At 51.1% G+C, this 25,144-nt stretch carries 20 protein-coding genes; 12 read left to right on the forward strand and 8 right to left on the reverse strand.

Annotated features, from left to right (window positions below; all coding sequences use genetic code 11):
• Positions 1 to 68: 68 nt before the first annotated feature.
• On the reverse strand, positions 69 to 320 hold the full coding sequence (locus tag EDF78_RS25615) for a hypothetical protein (protein WP_162928526.1): 252 nt from the start codon (positions 318 to 320) through the stop codon (positions 69 to 71).
• On the opposite strand from EDF78_RS25615, the gene EDF78_RS17550 reads away from it, so the two are divergent.
• From EDF78_RS17550 to EDF78_RS17590, 8 genes are all read left to right on the forward strand, one after another.
• Positions 219 to 1,556, forward strand: a complete 1,338-nt coding sequence (locus EDF78_RS17550) for an MdtA/MuxA family multidrug efflux RND transporter periplasmic adaptor subunit (protein WP_133823571.1) — start codon at positions 219 to 221, stop codon at positions 1,554 to 1,556. The two genes, EDF78_RS25615 and EDF78_RS17550, sit on opposite strands and share 102 nt — an antisense overlap.
• A complete protein-coding gene (locus EDF78_RS17555; RefSeq protein ID WP_133823572.1) occupies positions 1,553 to 4,744 on the forward strand; it encodes an efflux RND transporter permease subunit in 3,192 nt (1,063 codons plus the stop codon). Before EDF78_RS17550 ends, EDF78_RS17555 begins: the two co-directional genes overlap by 4 nt.
• Positions 4,745 to 7,870, forward strand: coding sequence for an efflux RND transporter permease subunit (locus EDF78_RS17560; RefSeq protein ID WP_133823573.1), 3,126 nt, complete (start codon positions 4,745 to 4,747; stop codon positions 7,868 to 7,870).
• The gene (locus EDF78_RS17565) at positions 7,863 to 9,311 is read left to right on the forward strand and encodes an efflux transporter outer membrane subunit (RefSeq protein WP_131694172.1); all 1,449 of its coding nucleotides are present in this window, start codon (positions 7,863 to 7,865) and stop codon (positions 9,309 to 9,311) included. The genes EDF78_RS17560 and EDF78_RS17565 overlap by 8 nt, the downstream gene beginning before the upstream one ends.
• A gap of 743 nt (positions 9,312 to 10,054) precedes the next feature.
• Positions 10,055 to 10,540, forward strand: a complete 486-nt coding sequence (locus EDF78_RS17570) for an Hcp family type VI secretion system effector (RefSeq protein ID WP_133823574.1) — start codon at positions 10,055 to 10,057, stop codon at positions 10,538 to 10,540.
• Positions 10,541 to 10,632: 92 nt separating this feature from the next.
• Entirely contained in the window at positions 10,633 to 10,959 is a 327-nt protein-coding gene (locus EDF78_RS17575; RefSeq protein ID WP_243839465.1) for a polymorphic toxin type 44 domain-containing protein, read from the forward strand.
• On the forward strand, positions 10,937 to 11,338 hold the full coding sequence (locus EDF78_RS17580; protein WP_133823576.1) for a hypothetical protein: 402 nt from the start codon (positions 10,937 to 10,939) through the stop codon (positions 11,336 to 11,338). Before EDF78_RS17575 ends, EDF78_RS17580 begins: the two co-directional genes overlap by 23 nt.
• 438 nt (positions 11,339 to 11,776) lie before the next feature.
• Entirely contained in the window at positions 11,777 to 12,277 is a 501-nt protein-coding gene (locus tag EDF78_RS17590) for a hypothetical protein (RefSeq protein ID WP_133823577.1), read from the forward strand.
• 89 nt (positions 12,278 to 12,366) lie between these two features.
• Here EDF78_RS17590 and EDF78_RS17595 read toward each other — a convergent pair whose 3' ends face one another.
• Both EDF78_RS17595 and EDF78_RS17600 read right to left on the reverse strand, forming a co-directional pair.
• A complete protein-coding gene (locus EDF78_RS17595) occupies positions 12,367 to 13,290 on the reverse strand; it encodes a nucleotidyl transferase AbiEii/AbiGii toxin family protein (RefSeq protein ID WP_133823578.1) in 924 nt (307 codons plus the stop codon).
• Positions 13,290 to 13,814 carry a hypothetical protein gene (locus EDF78_RS17600; protein WP_133823579.1) on the reverse strand — a complete coding sequence of 175 codons (525 nt, stop codon included), beginning with the start codon at positions 13,812 to 13,814 and terminating at the stop codon, positions 13,290 to 13,292. Before EDF78_RS17600 ends, EDF78_RS17595 begins: the two co-directional genes overlap by 1 nt.
• Positions 13,815 to 14,157: 343 nt before the next feature.
• Between EDF78_RS17600 and EDF78_RS17605 the strand changes: the two genes are divergently transcribed.
• The gene (locus EDF78_RS17605) at positions 14,158 to 14,454 is read left to right on the forward strand and encodes a hypothetical protein (protein ID WP_133823580.1); all 297 of its coding nucleotides are present in this window, start codon (positions 14,158 to 14,160) and stop codon (positions 14,452 to 14,454) included.
• A gap of 111 nt (positions 14,455 to 14,565) precedes the next feature.
• On the opposite strand, the gene EDF78_RS17610 is transcribed toward EDF78_RS17605, so the two are convergent.
• A complete protein-coding gene (locus EDF78_RS17610) occupies positions 14,566 to 17,301 on the reverse strand; it encodes an SIR2 family protein (protein ID WP_166654469.1) in 2,736 nt (911 codons plus the stop codon).
• Between the two features lie 95 nt (positions 17,302 to 17,396).
• Positions 17,397 to 17,630 carry a helix-turn-helix transcriptional regulator gene (locus EDF78_RS17615; protein ID WP_133823582.1) on the reverse strand — a complete coding sequence of 78 codons (234 nt, stop codon included), beginning with the start codon at positions 17,628 to 17,630 and terminating at the stop codon, positions 17,397 to 17,399.
• A 120-nt stretch (positions 17,631 to 17,750) separates the two neighbouring features.
• Between EDF78_RS17615 and EDF78_RS17620 the strand changes: the two genes are divergently transcribed.
• Together EDF78_RS17620 and EDF78_RS17625 are read left to right on the forward strand one after the other, a co-directional pair.
• Positions 17,751 to 18,020, forward strand: coding sequence for a helix-turn-helix transcriptional regulator (locus EDF78_RS17620; protein WP_133823583.1), 270 nt, complete (start codon positions 17,751 to 17,753; stop codon positions 18,018 to 18,020).
• A 168-nt stretch (positions 18,021 to 18,188) separates the two neighbouring features.
• Entirely contained in the window at positions 18,189 to 18,446 is a 258-nt protein-coding gene (locus tag EDF78_RS17625; protein WP_013574135.1) for a type II toxin-antitoxin system RelB/DinJ family antitoxin, read from the forward strand.
• Between the two features lie 86 nt (positions 18,447 to 18,532).
• On the opposite strand, the gene EDF78_RS17630 is transcribed toward EDF78_RS17625, so the two are convergent.
• From EDF78_RS17630 to EDF78_RS17640, 3 genes are read right to left on the reverse strand one after another with little or no spacing between them, the layout of a single operon-like run.
• Entirely contained in the window at positions 18,533 to 19,936 is a 1,404-nt protein-coding gene (locus tag EDF78_RS17630; RefSeq protein ID WP_133823584.1) for an efflux transporter outer membrane subunit, read from the reverse strand.
• Positions 19,929 to 23,078 (reverse strand): efflux RND transporter permease subunit, encoded by a 3,150-nt coding sequence (locus EDF78_RS17635; RefSeq protein WP_119822871.1) that lies wholly within the window; start codon positions 23,076 to 23,078, stop codon positions 19,929 to 19,931. The genes EDF78_RS17630 and EDF78_RS17635 overlap by 8 nt, the downstream gene beginning before the upstream one ends.
• A gap of 9 nt (positions 23,079 to 23,087) precedes the next feature.
• Positions 23,088 to 24,221 carry an efflux RND transporter periplasmic adaptor subunit gene (locus EDF78_RS17640; RefSeq protein ID WP_133823585.1) on the reverse strand — a complete coding sequence of 378 codons (1,134 nt, stop codon included), beginning with the start codon at positions 24,219 to 24,221 and terminating at the stop codon, positions 23,088 to 23,090.
• A 618-nt stretch (positions 24,222 to 24,839) separates the two neighbouring features.
• On the opposite strand from EDF78_RS17640, the gene EDF78_RS17645 reads away from it, so the two are divergent.
• Positions 24,840 to 25,103 carry a YdgH/BhsA/McbA-like domain containing protein gene (locus tag EDF78_RS17645; protein ID WP_095923280.1) on the forward strand — a complete coding sequence of 88 codons (264 nt, stop codon included), beginning with the start codon at positions 24,840 to 24,842 and terminating at the stop codon, positions 25,101 to 25,103.
• Positions 25,104 to 25,144 lie beyond the last annotated feature (41 nt).

Below are 25,144 nucleotides of genomic sequence, written 5' to 3' on the forward strand. Positions count from 1 at the left end.
TAACATGACAGGCCATGAAGGGATAAATTAGCGGGTATAATTCATCCTGCTGAATGAAATAGAAATTCTTAATTGCTAACGAAATCTTTACGTTGTCCTAAAAACAGCCACAGGGGCTTTTCAGGGATAATGGTTTTTTGACTGATATTGAAAATCTCTGGTTGAAGGTCATTTTTCAGCTGTTTTCTCCTCATTAATACTGCGAAACCAAGAAATTTATGCTGCCGATTGCCTCGTCTCGTTCCAAAAAGCGCACCTTCGTGTGGGTTATCGTTGCCATTATCGTTGCTGCGATCCTGGTCTGGTTTTTTGCTTTCCATCAAAGTGCCTCTGATCCCTCTGCCCATAAAAAACCGGGCCGTAGCGGTATGCGCGCGGTGCGCGGCCAGATGATGGCAGGAATGGCAACGCCGGTGCAGGCCGGAAAAGCCACGCAGGCCGATGTGCCGGTTTATCTGCGTGCGCTGGGCACGGTGGTGGCGAACGCCACGGTGACGGTGACCAGCCGGGTCGACGGCCAGCTGATGAAAGTGTATTTCACCGAAGGGCAGAAAGTGGAGCAGGGCCAGTTGCTGGCGCAGATTGATCCGCGCAGCTATCAGGCCACGCTGGAACAATATCAGGGCGATTTAGCGCAGAATCAGGCGCTGTCGAGAAGTGCCGAGCTGACGCTGGCGCGTTACCGCAAATTGTATGCGCAGGATTCCCTCGCGCGTCAGGATCTGGAAAGCCAGATTGCGACCGCCGGTCAGTACGCCGGTGCGGTGAAAGCCGATCAGGCCCAAATCGCCGCCGCCAAACTGAATCTTGAGTTCGCGAAAATTACCGCGCCGGTCAGCGGGCATGTGGGGTTACGTCTTGTCGATCCGGGCAACATGGTGACCAGCAGTTCCACCACCGGTATCGTCACCATCACCCAGACGCAGCCGATTGCCGTGACGTTCAGCGTGCCGCAAAGCAACTTACAAACCCTGCTCAAAGCCCTGCGCGGCGGCAATCAGTTGCCGACCACGGCTTTTGATCAGACGGGAAGCGACGTGCTCGGGCAGGGCAAACTGCAATTTATCAGTAACGAAATTGATACCAGTACCGGCAGCATCAAGCTGAAGGCGCTGTTCGATAATGCCGATGAAAAACTCTATCCGAACCAGTTTGTGAATGCCCGCTTACAGGTCGCGACGCTGAAAGATGCGACGGTGATCCCGGCGGCGGCATTGCAGCTGAGCAGCGACGGCGACTTCGTGTATGTGGTGAAAGCCGACAACACCATTGAACGCCGCAGCGTGAAATCCGGGCCGGACTTTGGCGACAATCAGGTGGCGATCCTCTCCGGCGTGAAGCCGGGCGAGCAGGTGGTGACCACCGGTATTGACCGCCTGAACAACGGCACCAAAGTCGAGATTGTCACGCCAAACGCCGGTGAGGCTGCGGCGGCAGACGGTTCGTCTAAAGCCCGCGAGCAAAGCGGCGGTGTGGATAAAGCCACCACCGGCGCGGACAAAACGGCACCTGATGCAGACAAAAACACAGCCGGTAAAGACAGCGGGTCTAAATGAATCCTTCACGCCTCTTTATACTCCGGCCGGTCGCGACCATTCTGCTGATGGTCGCCGTGCTGCTGTCGGGGATTTTCGCCTACAACATGCTGTCGACCTCGGCGCTGCCGCAGGTGGATTATCCGACCATTCAGGTGACCACGCTGTATCCGGGTGCCAGCCCGGATGTGATGGCATCAGGGATCACCGCCCCGCTTGAGCGTCAGCTCGGTCAGATGGCCGGTCTGAGCCAGATGTATTCCACCAGCGCCAGCGGTTCATCCATTATCACGCTGAAATTCTCGCTGGATTTGTCCCTCGACGTCGCCGAGCAGGAAGTGCAGGCGGCAATTAACGCTGCTGACAGCCTGCTGCCAAGCGATCTGCCGAACCCGCCGACCTACAAAAAAGTGAACCCGGCGGATGCCGCCGTGCTGACGCTGGCGGCAACGTCTGAATCGTTGCCGCTGACCAAAGTGCAGGATCTGGTGAATACCCGCGTGGCGCTGAAACTGTCGCAGATTTCCGGCGTCGGTATGGTGACACTGGCGGGCGGCCATCAGCCTGCCATCCGTGTGCAGGTGGATCCGCGTAAGCTGGCGGCGCATAACCTCAGTCTGGAAACCATCAACACGCTGATCGGTAACAGCAACGTCAACGGCTCCAAAGGCGGCTTTGACGGCCCGAACCATTCGATCACCATTGATGCCAATGATCAGCTGCGTACCGCGGATGAATACGGCAACCTGATCGTCAATTATGAAAACGGTGCGGCACTGCGTCTGCGGGATGTGGCGACGCTCTCCGAAGCGCCGGAAAACCAGTACCTTTCCGCGTGGGCGAACAAGCAACCGGCGATCATTATCAGCGTGCAGCGTCAGCCGGGCGCGAACGTGATTCAGGTGGTGGATGCCATCAAAGCGCAGTTGCCGAAATTGCAGGAAGCCCTGCCGGAGTCGGTGAAGGTCAGCGTGGTGTCAGACCGTACGCAAACCATTCGCGCCTCGATCAGCGACGTGCAGTTCGAACTGTTGCTGTCTGTCGCGCTGGTGGTGATGGTCACCTTCCTGTTCCTGCGCAATGTCGCCGCGACCCTGATCCCGAGCGTTGCGGTGCCGCTCTCGCTGGTCGGCACCTTTGGCGTGATGTACCTGTGCGGTTTCAGTCTTAACAACCTCTCGCTGATGGCGCTGACTATCGCCACCGGTTTTGTTATCGATGACGCCATCGTGGTGGTCGAGAATATTTCGCGAAGGCTGGAGGAAGGCGAAACGCCGATGCAGGCGGCGCTGAAAGGCTCGCAGCAAATCGGTTTCACCATTATTTCCCTGACGTTCTCGCTGATTGCGGTGCTGATCCCGCTGCTGTTTATGGGCGATGTGGTCGGGCGTCTGTTCCGTGAATTCGCCATTACGCTGGCGGTGTCGATACTGGTGTCGATGGTGGTGTCGCTGACGCTCACCCCGATGCTGTGCGCCTATTTACTGCGCCATACGCCGGAAGAAAAACAGAGCAAGTTTTACCGCAAAGGCGGCGAGTTCTTCGACAAAATGATCGCCGGTTACGACCGCATGCTGATCGTGGTGCTCAATCACCAGAAGCTCACTCTGCTGGTCGCCGCCGCCACTCTGGTATTTACCGCGTTGCTGTATGTGATTGTACCGAAAGGCTTCTTCCCGTCGCAGGATACCGGGATGATCCAGGGGATCACCCAGGCGTCACAGGACGTATCCTTCAGCGAAATGGGGCGCCGTCAGCAGTTACTGACCGCCGCTATTCTCAACGATCCTGATGTGGAAAGCGTGTCGTCTACCATCGGTGTGGACGGCAATAACACCAGCCTGAACAGCGGGCGTTTGCAGATCAGCCTGAAATCGTTTGATGAGCGCAGCGAACGTGCCCCGGCGATCATTGAACGTCTGAAGCAGGAAACCGCCGGCGTACCGGGTATTGCACTTTACATGCAGGCTTCGCAGGATCTGACCGTGGACGATCAGGTGACGCCGAGCCAGTACCAGTTCACGCTGGATGATTCCGACAGCGAAAATCTGGTGGAATGGACGCCGAAACTGATTGAAAAACTCAGTGCCTTGCCGGAGTTCAGCGACCTGGTCAGCAACCTGCAAAATCAGGGGCAGATCGCGTATGTGGAGCTGGATCGGGACGCCGCAGCGCGTTACGGCATTACCGCTTCTGACGTCGATACCGCGCTGTATAACGCCTTCGGTCAGCGTCTGGTTTCCACCATCTTTACCCAGGCGAACCAGTACCGCGTGGTGCTGGAAGTGGCGCCGCAGTTCCAGCAGTCACCGGCTTCGTTTGACGATGTCTATCTGGCGACCAACAACAGCACCTCGACCAGCGGCACGGCAGCGACCACCACGACGACCACGTCCACCACATCGGACAGCGGTAACCCGACCACGAATTCGGGTGCGACCAACGGCATGATCAAACTGACGTCGATCGCCAAAATCCACATGCGTACCGGCGCTCTGTTGCAGGCGCGCCTGAACCAGTTCCCGGCGGTGACCGTGTCGTTTAATCTTAAAGACGATTACTCGCTGGAACAGGCGCAGCAGGCCATTAAAGATACCGTGGCCGATATCGCCATGCCGGACAGTATTACTTTGCGCTATCAGGGCGCGGCGGCGTCGTTTGAGAGTGCGACCGGCAACACGCTGTGGCTGATCCTCGCCGCGCTGCTGACCATGTATGTGGTGCTCGGTATTCTGTACGAAAGCTTTATTCATCCGGTGACCATTCTGTCCACGCTGCCGTCAGCGGCGGTGGGCGCGTTGCTGTCGCTGATCTTCGCCGGTACCGAGTTCAGCCTGATCGCCCTGATCGGGGTGATCCTGCTGATCGGCATCGTGAAAAAGAACGCCATTATGATGATCGACTTTGCGCTGGATGCGGAAAACAAGCAGGGTCTCTCGCCGCGTGAGGCGATCCATCAGGCGTGTCTACTGCGTTTCCGTCCGATCATGATGACCACCATGGCGGCGCTGCTCGGCGCACTGCCGCTGATGCTGGCGAGCGGATCCGGCGCGGAACTGCGTCAGCCGCTGGGGCTGGTGATCGTCGGCGGTCTGATCTTCAGTCAGATCCTGACGCTGTTCTCCACGCCGGTGATTTACCTGATGTTTGACCGGCTTTCTCACCGTCTGAATCCGCGTCATCGCCGCGCAGCGAAGCAGGCGGAATAAATGAACATTTCGCGTTTCTTCATCTTTCGTCCGGTGGCGACTTTGCTGCTGACGATGGCGATACTCCTGCTCGGTTTGCTCGGGTATCGCCTGCTGCCGGTGGCACCGCTGCCGCAGGTGGATTTCCCGACCATTCTGGTCAGCGCCAGTCTGCCCGGTGCCAGTCCTGAAACCATGGCGGCAACGGTAGCGACGCCGCTGGAAAGGGCGCTCGGGCAAATCGCCGGGGTGACGGAAATGACCTCGCGCAGCTCGCAAAGTTCGACCAGCGTCATTTTGCAGTTCGATCTGGATCGCGACATCAACGGCGCGGCGCGCGACGTACAGGCGGCGATCAACGCCTCCCGCGCCTTGCTGCCGAGCAGCATGCCGTCGCTGCCGACCTATCGTAAAGCCAACCCGTCGGATGCGCCGATCATCATGCTGGCGCTGACCTCTGCCACGCGCAGTAAAGGCGAGCTGTACGATATCGCCTCGAGCCAGCTGCAACAGAAAATCGCGCAGGTCAACGGCGTCGGCCAGGTTTCGCTGGTCGGTTCCGCGCTGCCGGGCGTGCGCATTGATTTGCGTCCGGAAGCGATCACCTCTTACGGAATTTCCCTCGACACCATTCGCACCGCTATTGCCGACAGCACCAGTAATCTGCCGAAGGGCCTGCTGCAAGGGTCGGATCAGTCGTGGATGATTGAAGGCAACGGCCAGCAAAGTACTGCCGCGCAGTACAAAACGCTGATCGTCACCTACATCAACGGCTCGGCCATCCGCCTCAGCGACATCGCCAATGTGTACGATTCGGTCGAAGACAAATACAACGTCGGTTATTACAACAGCACGCCGTCGGTAATGATTGGTGTGACGCGTCAGGCTGGCGCGAACATGCTGGAAACCATCGAGGCGATCAAGGCCGCGCTGCCGCTGATGAAAGAAAGCCTGCCCGGCGACGTGCAGCTTAATCTGGCGCTGGACCGCTCGCCGAACGTGTCGGCTTCCCTGCGGGATACCGAAATGACCCTGCTGGAAGCCACGCTGCTGGTGATCGCGGTGGTGTTTGTCTTCCTGCGCAACTGGAATGCGGTGCTGATCCCTGCGGTGGCGCTGCCGGTTTCGCTGATCGGCACCTGCGCGGTGATGTATCTGCTCGGCTACAGTCTGGATAACCTGTCGCTGATGGCGCTGATCATCTCCACCGGCTTTGTGGTCGATGACGCCATTGTGGTGCTGGAAAATATTACGCGGCATATCGAGGAGGGAATGGGGCCGGTGCGGGCGGCGCTGAAAGGCGCGCAGGAAGTCAGCTTCACCGTGCTGTCGATGACGCTCTCGCTGATCGCGGTGTTCATTCCGATCTTGCTGATGGGCAGCATCGTCGGGCGTCTGTTCCGCGAATTTGCGGTCACGCTCAGCGTCTCGCTGATCATCTCAATGCTGGTGTCGCTGAGTCTGACGCCGATGCTGTGCGCGCGCTTCCTCAAACGCAAACCGCCGGTGGAAAAACGTCAGCCACGCATTTACCGCATGATCGAACGCGGGCTGAATAAACTGCTGGCGGCGTATTCTGCGGCGCTCGGCTGGGTGATGCGTCATCAGCTGATCACGCTGGTCGGTTTGTTCCTGACCATCCTGCTCAATTTCTATCTGTATACCGTGGTGGAAAAAGGCTTCTTCCCCGATCAGGACACCGGCATGCTGATGGGCATGTTGCGTGCGGATCAGAACACCTCGTTCCAGTCGATCCAGCCGCAGGTGCTGAAATACAGCAAGATCATTCAGGATGATCCGGCGGTGGAAGCCGTCATGAGTTCAGCGGGCAGCGGCGGTTTTGGTTCACGTAACACCGCCACTTTCTTCGTGCGTCTGAAAGATTTTGATAAACGCACCACGACCGCCAATCAGGTGGCTAACCGCCTGATGATGGCCACCGGCAAAGAGCCGGGCGCGCAGCTGTTCCTGATGGCCGCGCAGGATCTGCATATCGGCGGGCGCAGCGCCAACGCGCAGTATCAGTACAGCCTGCAATCTGACGATCTTTCCGTGCTGCGTGAATGGGCGCCGAAAGTGCAGAAAGCCCTGGCGAAACTGCCGCAACTGACCGGCGTGGATTCCGATGCGCAGACCGGCGGGCAGGAGATCATGCTCAATATCGACCGGGATCGCGCCACGCAGCTCGGCGTGAACGTGAAGATGATCGACACGCTGCTCAATAACGCCTTCAGCCAGCGGCAGGTTGCCACGATTTACAAAACGCTGAACCAGTATCACGTGGTGATGAACCTGACATCCGACTACACCAGTAATCCGGATGTGCTGCATCAGCTGTATGTGGTGACGGATGCCGGTAATCAGGTGCCGTTGTCGGCGTTTGCCACTTTCAGCGGGGCGAATGCACCGCTGTCGGTTTCCCATCAGGGACAGACGGCGACCACCACGATTGCCTTCAACCTCGCCGACGGTTATGCGCTGGAAGATGCGCAGGCGGCGCTGAAAACGGCCATGGCGCAAATCGGTTTACCGGATACCGTTCATGGCAGTTATGCCGGTACGGCGCAGGCATTTGAAGCGCTGGCCAGCTCCATGCCCTGGCTGATCCTGGCCGCGCTGGCGGCGGTGTATATCGTGCTCGGCGTGCTGTATGAAAGTTATATTCACCCGCTGACCATTCTTTCCACGCTGCCGTCTGCCGGGCTTGGCGCGCTGTTGCTGATGCTGGTCACGGGAACGCAACTGACGGTGATCGCACTGATCGGGATCCTGCTGCTGATCGGCATCGTGAAAAAGAATGCGATCATGATGATCGACTTCGCGCTCGACGCCGAACGGCGGCTCGGCCTGACGCCACAACAGGCGATCACGCAGGCCTGCCTGATGCGTTTCCGTCCGATCCTGATGACGACGCTGGCGGCGTTCTTCGGTGCCTTGCCGCTGGCGATGGGCAGCGGCGGTGACGCGGATCTGCGCAGCCCGCTGGGGCTGGCGATTGCCGGTGGTCTGGCGCTGAGCCAGATCCTGACGTTATTCACCACGCCGGTGGTTTACCTGTATATGGATCGCACCAGCCGCGCGACGCACCGTCTGTGGCAGCGACTGCGTCCTCACACGCCGCCGCCGGAGGCCCGTACACATGACTGATCACACTGAAACTCATTACCCTGAAGCGAATCTGATGACTCTGCAAAAAACACGTTCTATGGTGTTCCGTCTTGCCCCGCTGGCGCTGGCGTTACTGGTCAGCGCCTGTGCTGTCGGCCCTGATTACAAACGACCGGACGTGGCGATGCCGACGGCATTTAAAGAAGCCAAAGGCTGGACCGCCGCCATCCCGAAAGATAATCAGGCCAAAGGCGACTGGTGGGCGGTGTATCAGGATCCTGAGTTGTCATCGCTGCTGACGCAGGTGCAGATTTCCAACCAGAACGTCGCGCAATATGCCGCGCAATACCGACAGGCGCAGGCACTGGTCACACAGGCGCGTTCCGACCTGTATCCTTCCGTCGATGCCACCGTCGGCAGCACGCGCAGCGGCACATCCGCCTCCACCAGCAACAGCCAGTCCGCACAACTGAGTGCCAGCTGGGAGCTGGATTTGTGGGGCAAACTGCGCCGTACGGCAGAAGAGCAGGATGCCAGCGCGCAGGCCAGCAAGGCCGATCTGGCTGATGCGACGCTCAGCGCGCAGGCCGAACTGGCGCAGGATTATTTCCAGCTGCGGGTGATGGATCAGCAAATCGCGCTCTATAAACAAAGTATTGATGCCTACCAGCGTTATCTGACCGTGATCCAGAACCAGTATGAAGGTGGCAACACCTCTCGTGCCACACTGGCGCAGGCGCAGACGCAGCTGGAAAGCACCAAAGCCTCGGCGCTGGATCTGCAATGGCAGCGCGCCCAGCTTGAGCACGCCATCGCCGTGCTGATCGGCAAACCACCCGCCCAGTTCAGCCTTGCGGCACGCGACGTGAAACTGAACCTGCCGCCAATGCCGGATGCCATTCCGTCACAGCTGTTGCAGCGCCGTCCTGATATCGCGGCTGCCGAACGCACCATGGCCTCCTCCAACGCCGCCGTCGGTGTGGCGACCGCCGCGTATTATCCGGATCTGACCCTGAGCGCCAGTGGCGGTTTCGCCAGTTCGGCCTTCCACAACCTGTTCTCGCTGCCCAACCGCGTCTGGTCTTTAGGCCCGGAACTCAGCCAGACGGTACTGGATTTCGGTTCCACCCGTGGCAAAGTGGCACAAGCCGAAGCCGCGTATGACGCCGATGTCGCCAGCTATCGCCAGAGCGTGTTAACCGCGATGCAGGAAGTGGAAGATTATCTGGTCGAACTGCACACGCTGGACAGCGAACTGGTCGCCCGCCAGAACGCCGCCGATTCCGCCAAAGAATCCGCCCGCGTGACCAACAACCAATATCAGGCCGGGATGATCGACTATCTCGACGTCGCCACGACCGAAAATACCAGCCTGACGCAACAGCAAAGCGTCCTGTCACTGCTCAGCACCCAGATGGTCACCAGCGTCAAGCTGATCGCCGCACTGGGCGGGGGATGGAACGGGGATGTGGGTAAATAGAAGAGTTTGAATTATCTCTGCACTAAGGACACGTAAAACTGTCTTTGGTGTAGAGAACATCATTTATTTCAGTGCGAATGCTGCCATTCATCGTAAGTGGCCTCAATCACTTTAGACATAGCAATAAAATTGACGGGGATAAATGACATCAGGTCGCTTGTTTCCGATATGCGCAAAACGTTGTGATCACAACAATTAAAAGCATATCTACTAAAGTCGAACTTTCACCCAAATAAGCACGCATTTCAAGGGAGCTATTTAATATACCTGTAAAGTTCCGAAAGCATTTTACGTTGAGCAGAACTCTATGAGCTGAGTGCTTAATAATCCCTTACCTTCTTTCATATCAAAGAAATACTTGATATAGGCGATATCGTCATTTTTAAGCCATAAGTAATCAGGACTAGTTTTTTAAATCACCTATTGGAATGTGATAAACAAACTACTCTGCAAGGTAATGATTGCAAAGTTATTTTTTAATGACTTTTAATAATGATAGTGATTAATTATTTTCTGTGTTTTTATATTGACGCGAGAAATTATTGTTTTGATTAATTCGTTTCAATTAGCGTGAATCGATTTACTCAAGGCAGATTAAAAAACTTCAATATTGGCAACCAAAAAAAGTGACCGATTTTTAGTAATAAACTTCTGAAAATTTCGTTTTCCCAACTTAACTAGTGGTATGCCAAGACACAGAGGCATAACGTAAAGCCTCTCTTTTTAAAATGGGTTTATGAAAAATGGCTATACCAGCATACTTATGGCTAAAAGACGATGGCGGTGCACTGATTAAAGGCTCTGTCGACGTGAAAGACCGTGAAGGTAGTATTGAGGTAAATGGATTCTCCCATAACCTGAGCCTTCCAACTGATGGGATGACAGGGGTTATTACCGGTACTCGCAAACATTCAGCCGTTCTGCTTCAGAAAGATTTCGATTATTCATCCCCCTATCTCTACAAGGCCGTGGCTACCGGACAAACACTAAAATCAGCAGAATTTAAGTGGTATCACATCAATGATGCGGGGCAAGAAGTTGAGTATTTCAACATTCTGCTTGAGGACGTAAAAATCGTAGGCGTATCACCTGTTATGCATGACACCAAAGATCCAACGAAAGAAAAGCATAACCACCTTGAATGCATTGAAATGCGTTATGAAAAAATCACCTGGAAGCACTGCGACGGTAATTTGATGTTTTCCGATAGTTGGAAAGATAGAGCTTAAGTATGAGATACCCTACATTAGCGGTCTCGCCTCATCCGCCCTATGATGTATCCTCATTTTCGCCACCCGGCGTAAACATCATTAATAATATGATGCTCTCGAGATTTCATCACGGTCCATCAGCACTCACGTACCAATGGTTTTATCAGCAAGTCAGACTACATGGGCCTTGGGATTATAAAACGCGCGCAGGGAGGCAGTATGAGAACTTTGGAAATTTCCACTACGGTGCGGTGGGTACCGCAGCTGGAATAACGGAGCCTGTATTGTTACGTGCGGCGGGTTGGGCGCAATCTCGTTCGGGAAATGCAAAGTTAGAAGATGGCAACTGGCACGGCACATCGCCCTACGGTGACGACTCAAAAGATCAGTTCTGGATAAAGTGTGGTATCGATTATGCAAAAAGAACGGGGTTTTAAAAAACGCTATGTTTTGGTGCCTGTACTTTTTGCGTTTATGTTAATCGCATGGGGCATTCACTTTCTCAAATTTCCGGTAGAGCAGGAGGTGTATAAGACGGTTAAAGTGAATAACCTGGTCACCTTATATATAACCCAGGCCAGCGCCGGAGCAATGACGTCATTTTCATACCACTATTATTTGTATGATGCGACGAAAAGTGAGGCTGATTTTATGGCTCACATTGATGACCAAAGGGCATTCATGGTCACATCTGACAGCAAGGCCACGGCCACGGCCAACAATGATCATCTATATCTTCGCGTTCGAGGGGATATATCTTCATTCAATAACGGAGGTTATAAAGTTATTGTGCACCTAGACGCTTCGCCTTATTAAAATAAACACAGTGGGGCTTTTCCCCCACTTCATTTTCTCTCGGGGAAATACCAGTCGTTACGATTTAGTGGAATTTATTGACAGATATTATTCGAGACTATTGAGCGTCAGCAATGTGGCTTGTTCAGTAGTAATAAATCTCTGAAAATTCCATTTTTAAAGATTCCCCGATGGTTCGTGAAAAAATACAGGCATAACGTATTGCCTCACTTTTTAAAAAGGAATTTAGCAGAATGGCAATCCCGGCATATTTGTGGCTTAAAGACGTTGGTGGCGCGAACATCAGAGGATCGGTTGATGTACATGGCAGAAGCTTAGTCGCATACACGGTGAGAGAAGAGAAGGCCCGGCAGGGTTTGCTTCGACAGGTTGTATCATTATGAGCAATCCTACCCGCCGTTTAATAAGAGGAACCTCAGAAGTACTAGAGGTGGTGAGATGAAAATTTTTCCCCTACTTCTTCTCGTTCCAATAATGGCTTTTGCTTCTGCTACACCGAAGGATATAAGAGCAAGTATTCATAAATATGGAAGCAACAGTTTTTCATCTAAAATAACAGCAGAAGACTGGGCTGAGGCGATTAAAAAAATCTCTAAGGGTGACGATGAATGGCTATTGTTAGTCCCGGATTTAGCGCCTGTCGTGAATCTGCAACAATCCAATCAACTTTCAGGTGCTCTCTATTACGCGCTCGATGCGAACGCAAAAGAAGCGCTAACAGTGATGTCAATTCTCGATAAGCATCATTACAAGCACCAGCAAGGAACGGATATAGCCTGCGTTCCGCCATTTGATAAAATAACGAATAGCGGCATGGCGATATATAACCGCATCCGCCTTTCATTATTAGATGCAGGACCACAAGCTGCGACTTGCCTTTGGATAATGGAAGCTTGGGTCGAAGAGATCAAAGCAAACGAGGCTCGAAAATCCTCATAGACCCAGTCGAAAATTCTCGTTCATAGCCCGGAGGCATCCGGGCGGATGTTAGGTACATTATCTCGTTAGACGTCTGCATAAGAGAACGATTACATCAAAAATGCATCAGTGTCCTGTTCGTTCCGAACCTCTAGATTACTGAGTGCTTCTTTCAGAATACTGCTCAGCGTCGTCAAAAAATAACCATTAAATTTTTGTGATTTCAGCGTTCGTTCGAAGATATCTGCAGGGATAAAACGCCTCATTTCATTGTGGAAGACACCATTTCGCATGATTTCGTCCAATGACTTCAGTTTATCACGGGTTTTGTCGGCGTAATTCTCTACACGATAGTCGGCTATTTTATTGAGCAGCAGCGATCCGTTTATTCGTGCACCTTGCTGATAGAGCCACACTAAATCCCACATATCCCGATACCGGATATGCGTCTGAGTAGCGGGAAACGCGACCAGTTTGTCGGCCAGAACTTCTTCGAGCGTTTCGACATAAATCAGCGTGTCGTTATAGCCGTCGGGTAAGACAAAATAATTACGCCCGAGTGGCAGGGTATTACGGGTATAAGCCTCAATGTTGGCGATTTCAATTTTGATCCGCTGTCTGGCAATGTGGGATTGTTGGGGGGAAGTCTCGATAGTGATTTGCCAGCGATCGATATTGATTTGATCGTAATCCGGTATCAGACGCAGTTCTTCAGGGGCTTTCACATTGATAGCAAAGCCGTAACGCGCCCCGATATATTCCTCGATGCAGGATTTCATTGCCATTAATTGCGCCGAACAGAAAGTTTTGCCTCCGGCAAAATCCAAATCTTCGCTGAACCTGTTTGAGTTGTAGCAAAGCCGTAGTGAAGTTCCGCCCTGAAAAACCAACCCATCCAGCAGACCGGCTTTATCCAGACAAAAAAGGACGTCGTAGTGCAGCAATTCCTTTTCTACCACTGGCCGCATCGCTGCGAGTTCTGTGTTCTGTAGTGCTCTGTTTACCAGTAAATCAAAATCGACCTTCTCACTCATTATTCTTCCTTAAGTTCCATCAGATGAGTATTCCTGCCAACACGGCGTAAATCCCTGATTGCCGTGGCGGGTGTCGCCTGTTTCAGTGGTGATTGCGTTTCGACGGTTGCATCGAGAATATCCAGAATGGTGCGGTGAGTATGCGTCAGTTCGATAGTGCCCCAGGGCGTCGGGTATTCCCCTCCGCGTCCGGTCGTCATGACGGTCAGTCGGTCGACCGGTATCTGCGAAATGATGCCATATGCCGATAGTGCAGATTCCAGACTGACGTAGTTGTACTCTCCGCGCCGCATTGCTTTCACCACGCGCTCAAGAAGGTAACTGTCTTTAGGGGAGAAAATATTGGCGTAAACACCCTTAACCGGCCTGCATAAAATTTCTTCATCGATCAGGCGCTTGAGCCCGGCTTTTAACGCAACCGGGGAGTCCTCAGGAAAGATCTTTTGCAGATCCCGAAGCAGAAAAACCGTCCGTCCCTGACGACTCAGTGCTTGCAGTTTTCGAATGGCTTCAAGTTTTGTCATTTTATCTCTACGCAAAAGCGACAAAAAAGTGTCTTTACTGTAGGGATAGAGTGTAGGTGTTTAGGGGGAAAGATGCAAAAAAGGGTATTAAAACGTTGTAATGGGGGAATAAGGCGTCTCCGGCTTGAAAACAAAAACGCCGACTTCCGCCGGCGTTTCCATTCACTCAAATCATTCCTTCCAGCCACCACCCAGTGCTTTATACAAACTGATGTCCTGATTCAGTTGGGCAAGTTGTGTGGTGATCAGCGTTTGCTGAGCAGAATACAGGGGAAAAACGATTAATAACATCTCCACTGGTGACGATGAATGGCTAAGGTTAGTCCCGGATTTAGCGCCTGTAGTGAATCTACAACAGTCCAATCAACTTGCTGGCGCGCTCTATTACGCGCTTGATGCGAACGCAAAAGAAGCGCTAAAAGTGATGTCAATTCTCGATAAGCATCATTACAAGCACCAGCAAGGAACGGATATAGCCTGCGTTCCGCCATTTGATAAAATAACGAATAGCGACATGGCGATATATCACCGCATCCGCCTTTCATTATTAGATGCAGGACCACAAGCCGCCACTTGCCTTTGGATAATGGAAGCTTGGGTCGAAGAGATCAAAGCAAACGAGGCTCGAAAATCCCCTTAGACCCAGTCGAAAATTCTCGTTCATAGCCCGGAGTTATCCGGGCTAATCTGAAGTGTGCTGCTTTTCAAGATATCTGCATAAGATATTTTTATACTAATTGATTACTTTTTCTTAACCCAACTTTATTGCAAGTTTATTAACTGTATTTATTAATTCTTTATATTCGCTCTTGAAATCATTATCTTTTTGTTCAAGTTGTGCTTTGATTGTATAGTATTGTGAACTAGTCATATTTGTTCTGATTGCTTCCTCTGCCAAAAGAGATAGTTTTACCATTGTTGGAAATATATCATTTTTAGTGATAATTTTATATGCCATAAGGTTTAAACCAAAAATGACATGACTAAGTTTATTCTCACTATCCTTTTCAGTTTCTTTGTAGGATGCTAACATTGTTCTTTTTAGCGTTGATTTAAGCTTTCCTGTTGAAAGCATGTAAATAATAAATGCAGATGAATGAAGTAAAGATATTCTCTCATCCAGAGGTAATGTTGATATTGTTAATATGAATTTTTCAATTTTTTTATTATCCTTGATGATTTTTTTATTTTTGCCATCATATTTATTTAATATGAACATCAAGGAATTAAATAAACTTCCATTTCTAGAGTTACTTTGTGGCGAGGGTGGTATCAATTTATCAGTTAACTCTTCAATCATGTAAATGAGTTGATTAGTATCGAAGATAGTATTGTATCTATTATGTTGGTTTATTAAATAATCATTAATGTATTCTGAAATGATATACCATTTTGCAAACGTGACTTCAAAAATAGATATTAACTCAGACATGATGAGTTTGGTTTTATCCGTGCCCAAGTTACAAAGTGAAAGTATTACTAATATTTTTGATGCAATTTCCATTATATATTGGTTTAGGGTGTGTTCGCCCCTGTTGTCAACATAGTTAGCACAATTTCTTAAAATGGTAAGTAAGTACTCAAAGGTTTTATCATCAATTAATATCGATGTGTTATCTACAATAACTAGCTCAAGATAATCTCTTAATGTATTATTAGATATGCCTGTTACTGCAAGGAAACACAATAATAGATTAAGGCGAATCTCACCATGGCATTCATGTTGATATTTAACATGGGTGTTGAATGTCTGTTTTGCTATATCAGTAAATTTATTATTATATAATACTGCAATTCTGTTTTTGACGGTAAATAAAGCAATCCAATTAATCTCATTATCGAGAGATTCAAGTCCATAGTGATACTTATTTGTTCTTTTAAATAACAATAGTTCATTTAATTCATTGCATTTTTCAGAAATTCTTTTATAGGCGCTTAGATAAAAAGTGTCGTTAAAATCCAAACCTTGATATAATGATTTTTGTTTTCTTAATGCACTGGTAGGGAATTTATTTATTAGTTCAGAAATGTTATCGTTTTTAGATAGGTTATCCGACATACTTGTTTCCCAAATTTTCATGCTCTCTTCAAAGGGTATTGTTCCTGAATAACAGTTTGTTTTATTATAAGATGAAACGATAGATTTTATAAATTGTGATCTTGAGAAATATGTAGATGTCAAGGTGGAAAAAATTTCTCTTCCAATAGTCGGCCTCTTTAGAAAGTAACTATCAAAAGCTGCTTGGAATATTTCATCAAGATTATTTTGCGTTGCAAGTTGTGTTTCGTTTATTCTGTTTGATATTAGATTATAATCAAACTTTGAATATTCATCTTCGAAGGGAACTTTAAATTTATTTATAATTATTGTTCCGTAAAATTGCCTTCTTGAAAGCTTGTATTTTCTCTTGATTATTTTAAATCCAGAGATTGGTGTTTTTTCGAGGATTTCTTTAACATATTTCCTAAATCTTCTATAACTAGAACGAGTGTCTATACTGCTTCCACTTTCAAAATCATAGATGATGCATTCAGATGAAGTATCAATATATATTTGATTTATTATATTTGAATCTAATTTGTCTCTGATTAATTTTACTAGCATAGGAGGGTAAATTATATTCCAGCTAGATATGTCTAAAGTAATCTCTTGAACAAGGCTTTCATAATCGTATTTATTATTTTTAGGGCTGGATATATCTGAAAGTAAATTAGCAATTGAAGATGTTATAGGTGATACTAATTCCTTTTGTTCTGTCGATTTCTGTTGGTTGTCATTCACAAATAAAGGATAAACTCCTTTGCTTGTGAGATAGTTTTGCTCAGCTAGAGATAATATATTGCTGGTAATAATGCTAAAGGCAGGCGGGGCATCTTGTGTTCTATTTCTAATCCAACTTAAAATTAAATTTAAGTTATAATCACTGATACTATACCCGACAAATAAAACCACATAAGTGGAAAAAAGGCTTTTTACAAAGTTTTCAATAAGAGGGAAGTTATCAGAAAAGGACAAATAGTCAGATTCTCTGAACACAATATTTCTGTGTTTAATATCGCCATGCATTTTTATCAAAAGTTTTGCTGATGGTGAAGATGCTAATTCATAATCTGTAGCAACTGGAAAGAAAAATTCGTTTTGTTTTGATATTTCTTTTTCTAATAAATCATCCCAGTTAGTTGTAATAATATGTTGGGGTTTTAATTCAAGTATTTTTTGATGTAAAATGTTGGGTTCTGAGTTAGACGGAAAAAAGTCACTGATTTTGCTAAAATATGCATTTCTGCCATATTCTATATAATAATGCTCAGCAACTTTTAGATAACTGTCTATATTTGAAGTACTAAGGTTTCCCTTCAAAGAATCGATTAAACTTTTCCAAGAAGGAAGGTTTGAATCTAATGAAGCACCTGCGCCAACAAAAATACATAATTTGTTGTTATCGATTGCCTTTCTTATTATATTAAGATGTTCTTTATTAGACATTTCCATTGACCTTTCATAAAGATATTTTTCACATTAACATTTTTATAGATTCTTGAAGTCGAAATAGAATATTTTAAATATACATAATCATATCGTTATCCTTTGAAAATCTGTTCCAGCACGCTTTTAGGTTCAAGGCCCAGCAGCCGCGCAATCCTGACAAACTCAACCACATCAAGACGCCTTTCGCCGTTTTCAAACTTAGCGATAAATGACTGCGGTTTTCCCAACGTCTTAGCCAGTTCGATCTGCGTGATCCCTTTTTCCAGCCTGGCTTTCTTCAATAAACCAATCACTTCCTGATAATCACGATCATAGATTGATGCCATCGAAAATACTCGTCATAAAAAATCCCAAAAACGAATATCAACGCTTTACTCAAATATCCCAAAACAGGATAATGGTTTTGTTAAGTATGAAAACTAACCACTAAAAGGAAAGGAGCCTCCATGAACAAAGCACAAAATTACACCGACTGGCATCAGGCAGACATCATTGCGGCATTGCGTAAACGAGGCACAACGCTGGCTGCGGTATCGCGTAGTGCGGGATTGAGTTCTTCGACGCTATCGAATGCGCTGTCGCGGTCATGGCCGAAAGGGGAGAAGGTGATTGCGCAGGCGCTGAATGTGCATCCGAGCGTGATCTGGCCGAGCCGTTATTTTGATGCGCGGGGAGAGTTGGTGGTGAAAGTCATTCGGAATTCAGCTAAATCCTGAGTGACAATGAGCTTTTTTTGGAAGCTTTGCCGCAGCGATGAAAGTACAGAGTTGCTGATAAAACAGTAATCTATATTCTGCACACTGCTCTGTAAGTGAATACATTTTGTTCAGTGGCTACATGAGGGCTACAATGTAGCTACACGACAAAATTGATCCGGAGGTTTTATGACTGACACTGTTGTCAGAGCTCGAGTAACTTCAGCGTCAAAGGCTGCTGCAATGGCAAACGCAAAGGCAATGGGGTTGGATCTTTCGACAATCATTCGAATGGTTGTAAATAGGTTGGCTGTGAATGCTGAGCTACCCGTCGATTTGTTGCAGCCTAATGCAAAAACACTTCAGGCCATTCGTGATATGGAAAATGGAATTGGTGTTGAAAGTGTCGCAACGATTGAGGAGTTGAAGCACGATCTGGGATGGTGATATGTGCTAAGGATTGTTTATCAGACAAGATTTAAAAAGGATGCGAAAAACGCCGACTTCCGTCGGCGTTTCCATTTACTCAAAAATCACTCCTTCCAGCCGCCCCCTAATGCTTTATACAAACTGATGTCCTGATTCAGTTGGGCAAGCTGGGTGGTGATCAGCGTTTGCTGAGCAGAATAGAGGGAGCGTTGCGCGACCAGTACGCTCAGGTAGTTGTCGACTCCGCCTTTGAAGCGCATCTGCGAGAGATCGTAGTTGCGCTGGTTGGCGTCGGCGTCCTGCTGGCGGGCCAGCAGTTCGTCTTTGTAGGTAGCCTGACCGGCTAAGCCGTCGGACACTTCTTTGAACGCCGTCTGAATCGCTTTCTCATAATTGGCTATATCAATTTTCTTAGTGTCTTTTGCGATGTCGAGATTGGCCTGATTCACGCCGCCGTCGAAGATCGGGATGTTAATGGATGGCATAAATGACCACGCGCCGGTGCCGCCGTCGAACAGTTTACTCAGGCTGCCGCTTTCGGAACCGGCGGTGCCGGTCAGCGTAATGCTCGGGAAGAACGCCGCACGCGCCGCGCCGATATTGGCGTTAGCCGCTTTCAGCGTATGTTCCGCGGCAATAATGTCCGGACGACGGGTCAGCAGGTCAGAGGGTAATCCGGCCGGTGTCTGCGGGAATTTCCAGTTCTGTTGCAGGGTGGCATCCGCCAGCAGACGCGGCGGAATGGTGGTGCCGACCAGCAGCGTCAGCGCGTTCACATCCTGACGAACCTGACGCGTGTACTGGGCGATATCGGCCTGTGCCGCGCGTACCGTGGTTTCGGCCTGCACCAGATCCTGCGAGGTGCTGATGCCGGAATCGTAGCTGCGTTTGGTCAGTTCGTAGGATTTGTTCTGGCTGTCGGCGGTGCTGATCGCCAGTTTCAGCAGATCGTTATCCGCCGCCAGGCTCAGGTAGCCGGAAGCCACTTCAGACACCAGCGAGATTTGCGTCGCGCGCTGCGTCGCCTCTGTCGCCAGGAAGGTTTCCAGCCCCTGATCACGCAGGCTGCGCACGCGGCCAAACAGATCCACTTCATAGGACGTCACGCCGAGATTGGCGCTGTATTGCTGATAGGTCACCGGCCCGGTGCTTTGTGTCGAATACAGTCCGCCCGGCAGATGCTGGTTGGTTTCACCGGCGCTGGCGTCGAGCGTCGGCAGCAGGGCGGCGCGGTCAATCTGGAAGGCTGCGCGGGCAGTATCGACGTTTAACGCCGCGACCCGAAGGTCGCGGTTGTTCCCGAGAGACATGCCAATCAGCTGGTTCATCGCCGGTTCATTGAAGAACGCCTTCCAGCCGATATCCTGCGCAGCGCCGGTTTTGGCACCGTCCCAGTTGCTGGCGACCGGCAGCGCAGGGCGCTGATAATCCGGCTCCATCGTACAGCCCGCCAGCAGGTTGAGTGAAAACGCGCCGATAAGTGACAGCGCGAAATGCGGTTTATTCATGGTGTGTTGCCTCAGACGCCGGAAGCGCCTTCTCTTGTTTTTTCGATTTGCGGGTAAACAAATTCACAATCGTCACGTAGAACATCGGGACGAAGAAGATCGCCAGGAAGGTCGCCGTAATCATCCCGCCAACCACGGCGGTACCGATGGAGTGCTGGCTGCCCGCGCCCGCGCCGCTGGAAATCGTCAGCGGGAATACGCCGAGGATGAAGGCCATCGAAGTCATGATGATCGGCCGGATACGCAACTTGGCCGCTTCGATCGCCGCTTCCGTCACCGACATGCCTTCATTCTCATGCAGCTCTTTGGCGAACTCGACAATCAATATGGCGTTCTTCGCCGCCAGCCCGACGGTGGTTAACAGGCCGACCTGGAAGAAGACGTCATTCGACAGCCCGCGCAGCAGCACGGCGCCGATGGTGCCTAAGATCCCCAGTGGCACCACCAGCAGGACGGAGAACGGAATCGACCAGCTCTCGTACAGCGCCGCCAGACACAGGAACACCACGATAATCGACAGGCTGTAAAGCGCTGGCGTCTGTGAGCCGGAAAGTTTTTCTTCATAGCTCAGGCCGTGCCATGCCACTTTGTAACCCGGTGGCAGTTTGGCCGCGATTTCCATCACTGCGTCGTTGGCGTCACCCGAGCTGTAACCCGGTGCCGGTGCGCCCATCAGTTCGACGGATGACACGCCGTTGAAACGCTCGTAGCGCGGTGAGCCGTAGACCCATTTGCCGCTGCCGAAGGCGCTCCACGGCACCATGTCGCCGCTGGAATTACGGAAATACCAGTTGTTCAGATCTTCAGGCGTGACGCGGGATGCCGCCTTGCCCTGGATGTAAACGCGCTTCACGCGGTTGTTGTACATGAACTGGTTCACATACGCCGAACCCCAGGCCGCCGACAAGGTGTTGTTGATGTCGTCGAGGCTCAGGCCCAGCGCCTGCGCGCGTTCATCGTCGATTTCGAGCTGATATTGCGGCTCATCTTCCATGCCGTTCGGGCGCACGGCGGTCAGACGTTTGTCCTGCGACGCCAGTTGCAGGAACTGGTTACGCGCGGCCATCAGCGCCTCATGCCCCTTGCCGTTGGTGTCCTGCAGGAAGAAGTCGAAACCGGTGGCGTTACCCAGTTCCATTACCGCTGGCGGCACGAAAGCAAACACGCGGGCGTCTTTGATGGTGGCGAAATGCGCCATCGCACGACCGGCCAGCGCCTGAACTTTCTGCGCGGCGTCCGGACGTTTCGCCCAGGTTTTCAGCTGCACGAAGGCAATCCCGACGTTCTGACCGCGACCGGCGAAGCTGAAACCGTTGGCGGTGAACACCGAGGAAACAATGCCGCCTTCCTGCGTCATCAGGTATTCACGCACGTTATCCAGCACCTGCTGGGTACGTTCCGCTGAGGCGTTGGCGGGCAGGGTGGCCTGAACCAGCATCACGCCCTGATCTTCATCCGGCAGGAAGGTGGTCGGCACGCGGGTGAACATAAAGCCGGTGCCGATCACGATCAGCAGGTAGATGCCCATAAACAGACGGCGGCGGGAGATCACCGTGCCGACGGCGCGGGTGTAGCGCATCGCGCCTTTGTCGAAGTTACGGTTAAACCAGCCCGCAAAGCCTTTCTGCGATTTTTCCTCGTCGTTGTGCCGGATAATGGTGGCACACAGCGCTGGGGTGAAAATCAGCGCCATCAGCACGGAGAGCGCCATCGCAGACACGATAGTGATCGAGAACTGACGGTAGATGATGCCGGTCGAGCCGCCGAAGAAGGCCATCGGCACCAGTACCGCAGACAGCACCAGCGCGATACCAAACAGTGCGCCCTGGATCTGTTTCATCGATTTTATGGTGGCTTCTTTCGGCGGCAGCTTATCTTCCGTCATCACGCGTTCGACGTTTTCCACCACCACGATGGCGTCATCCACCAGCAGGCCGATGGCCAGCACCATCCCGAACATGGTCAGGGTGTTAATGGAATACCCCGCAGCCGCCAGAATGCCGAAAGTACCGAGCAGAACCACCGGCACCACCAGCGTGGTAACCAGCGTCGCACGCAGGTTTTGCAGGAACAGCAACATCACGCAGAACACCAGCACGATGGCTTCGATCAGCGTTTTCACCACTTCTTCAATCGACGCACTGACCACCGGTGCGGTCTGATACGGGAACTCAACTTTCACGCCTGCTGGCAGGGAATCTTCCAGCCCGGCGACGGTGGCTTTCACGGCTTTATCGGTATCCAGCACGTTCGCGCCGCTCGCCAGACGCAGGGCGATAGCGGTGGACGGTCTGCCGTTAAAGGTGGAGGAGATGGAATAACTTTCCGGCCCCAGATCCACGTTGCCGACATCGCTGAGACGCACCTGCGAGCCGTCGGCGTTCACTTTCAGCAGCACATTTTTGAACTGATTAATGCTGTCGAAACGGGTTTTACCGATGATGGTGGCGCTGAGTTTGCTGTCTTTGACCGTCGGCAGTCCGCCGAGTGAACCGGACGACACCTGCACGTTTTGCGCTTCAATCGCCGCGCTGACGTCACTTGGGATCAGCTGATATTTGTACAGTTTTGCCGGATCGAGCCAGATACGCATCGCGTATTCTGAACCGAGCACCAGGAAGTCACCGACGCCTTTGGTACGCACGATCGGGTCTTCCAGTTTGGTGACCAGCAGGTTACTCAGATCCGAGTTACTCATTTTGCCATCAGTGGAAATCAGGCTGACCAGCAACATAAAGTTGGCCTGATATTTGGCAATTCGGATCCCCTGATTGACCACTTCGGTCGGTAACTGCGATTCGGCCAGCGACACTTTGTTCTGGACCTGAACCTGCGCGATATCCGGGTTAGTGCCCTGATCGAAGGTGGCAATAATGGTGGCGCTGCCGTCGCTGTTACTTTGCGATTCGATATAGCGCAGGTTATCCAGCCCGTTCAGTTGCTGTTCAATCACCTGAACGACGGTGTTCTGCGCGGTTTCTGCGGAGGCACCGGGATAAGTCACGCTGACGGAAATCGCCGGAGGCGCGATATTCGGGTACTGGTTGATCGGCAGTTTCATGATCGACAGCGCACCGGCGATCATGATGACGATGGCGACAACCCAGGCGAATATGGGGCGGTTAATAAAGAAAGTAGACATTCAGCTCACCTATTGCGCGGAAGGATCGGTCATCGCGAGATTAGCCTGTTCGGCAGGGGCACTGGCTTTGCGCTCGGTGGCGTTGACTTTGGCACCCGGCCTGACGTTCTGTAATCCGTCGGTGATCACTTTGTCGCCGTCGTTCAATCCCTGACTGACTAACCAGTTGCCGTTCATCATCTGGCCGGTGGTGACGGAACGCTGCTCGACGGTGTTATCGGCTTTCACCACATAGACATAAGGCGCGCCTTTCACGTCATGCATGATGGCTTCCTGCGGCACAAGAATGCCTTTGTCATCTACACCCTGTTGCAACTGAGCGTGAACAAACATGCCCGGCAGCAGTTCGTCGTGCGGGTTCGGGAACGAGGCGCGCAAGGTGACGGAACCGGTGCTTTGCGACACGGTGACTTCAGAGAATTCCAGCTTGCCCGGCAGGGCGTATTGGCTGCCATCTTCCAGCGTCAGGGTGGCCTGCGCGGCGTTGTCGCCAGCGGACTGCAACTTGCCGGACGCCAGCGCGCGGCGCAGTCTCAGTAAATCCTGCGAGGATTCGTTGACGTCGACATAGATAGGATTGAGCTGATCGATAGTGGTCAGATACGCGGTCTGGCCGCTGGTCACCAGCGCCCCTTCGGTATACAGCGAGCGGCCAATGTGACCGGAAATCGGCGCGTACACTTTAGTGTATTGCAGGTTTACGCGGGCAGTTTCGACATCGGCGGCGGCTTCGCGCTCGGCGGCGACGGCATCGTCATATTGCTGACGGCTGACGGCCTGAGCATCCACCAGCGGTTTGTAACGGCGGGCAGTGGCATCGGCGCTTTTCCAGGTCGCCATCGCGCGATCGAAAGCCGCCTGATAGGTGGACGGATCAATCTGATAAAGCTGCTGACCGGCTTTGACCTCGCTGCCTTCCACAAACAGACGTTTCTGGATCACGCCGTTAACCTGCGGGCGGACTTCCGCGCTGCGCACGGCGGTGGTGCGGCCGGGCAGTCGGGTGGTCAGGGTTACGGGCTGGCTGTGTAACGTCACGACATTTACCGCAGGCACCTGCGCTGCCGGGGCAGCAGAACCGGCGGAACCATCACATGCGGAAAGCAGTACAACTGTACTGACAGAAAGTAACTTCAGGCGCATAGAATTCACTCTTTTTGGGGAATTGAGAATAACCATTCTCAACAAGTCCTCCACTATACGAGAGCGCCTGAGTTCTCTGTGTCAGGATTTTGTCATCACCCATGTTTCGATGTTTCAAAATATGAGGAGAATGTTGCTGTATAATCCCTTGTTATTATGAGGTTTTAATCTTTTCGTGCAGTGAGATAGGATCGTAAAGTCATTACTTAGTAAACTAATTAATAGACCCTAAGAATAATTATCAGCGGAATATTCTAAAAGTGAATGAATTGTTAGGTGTTAAAAAACTGTGATGCAGATCAAACATATTTATACATTTTAACCTGCTGCTTACCAGAAAAGGCTGAAGGATCCGGGCGACTGCCGTTACCTTAAGGCCCGAGAGCGAGCAGTTCTCACATTTGCTTGTTGCCAGCCGTTCTGAACGACGGCCAGTTGCAACCCCCGTGCCCACAGTCCGATGTGGGCTTTTTTTCGCCTTTACCTTTCCGGCCTTTCTTCGACACAACCTATAGATAAAGCAGATAACTTTACCTCTGTTTACTTGTTGTACTTATGATTCGTGGCGATAATACACGCAGATTTACTAAGCCTTCAGGCCAATCAAAAGGAGTGATTATGAAGACTTTAAAAGTAGCTGCAGCAGCCGTATTACTGGGGACTTTCTCGTTTGGCGCGATGGCCGCTCAGGAAATTACCCGCGACCAGGCAAAGGAATACGAGAAAATCGGCGTCATTAATACCACCGGCGAGGTTTCTTCACCGATGGATGCGAAAGCTGAATTATCGCGTCTGGCTGATGAAAAGGGCGGTAAATACTTTGTGGTGATTGCCGCAGATGAAGCGAACCGCGTGAATGCCACGGCAGACGTGTATAAGTAAGTTTCGCCCCGCATCAGTGTCCGCAGCCGGAACATATCAGC

It is taken from the genome of Rahnella sp. BIGb0236 (assembly GCF_004364755.1).
Classification (GTDB): Bacteria; Pseudomonadota; Gammaproteobacteria; order Enterobacterales; family Enterobacteriaceae; genus Rahnella; species Rahnella victoriana.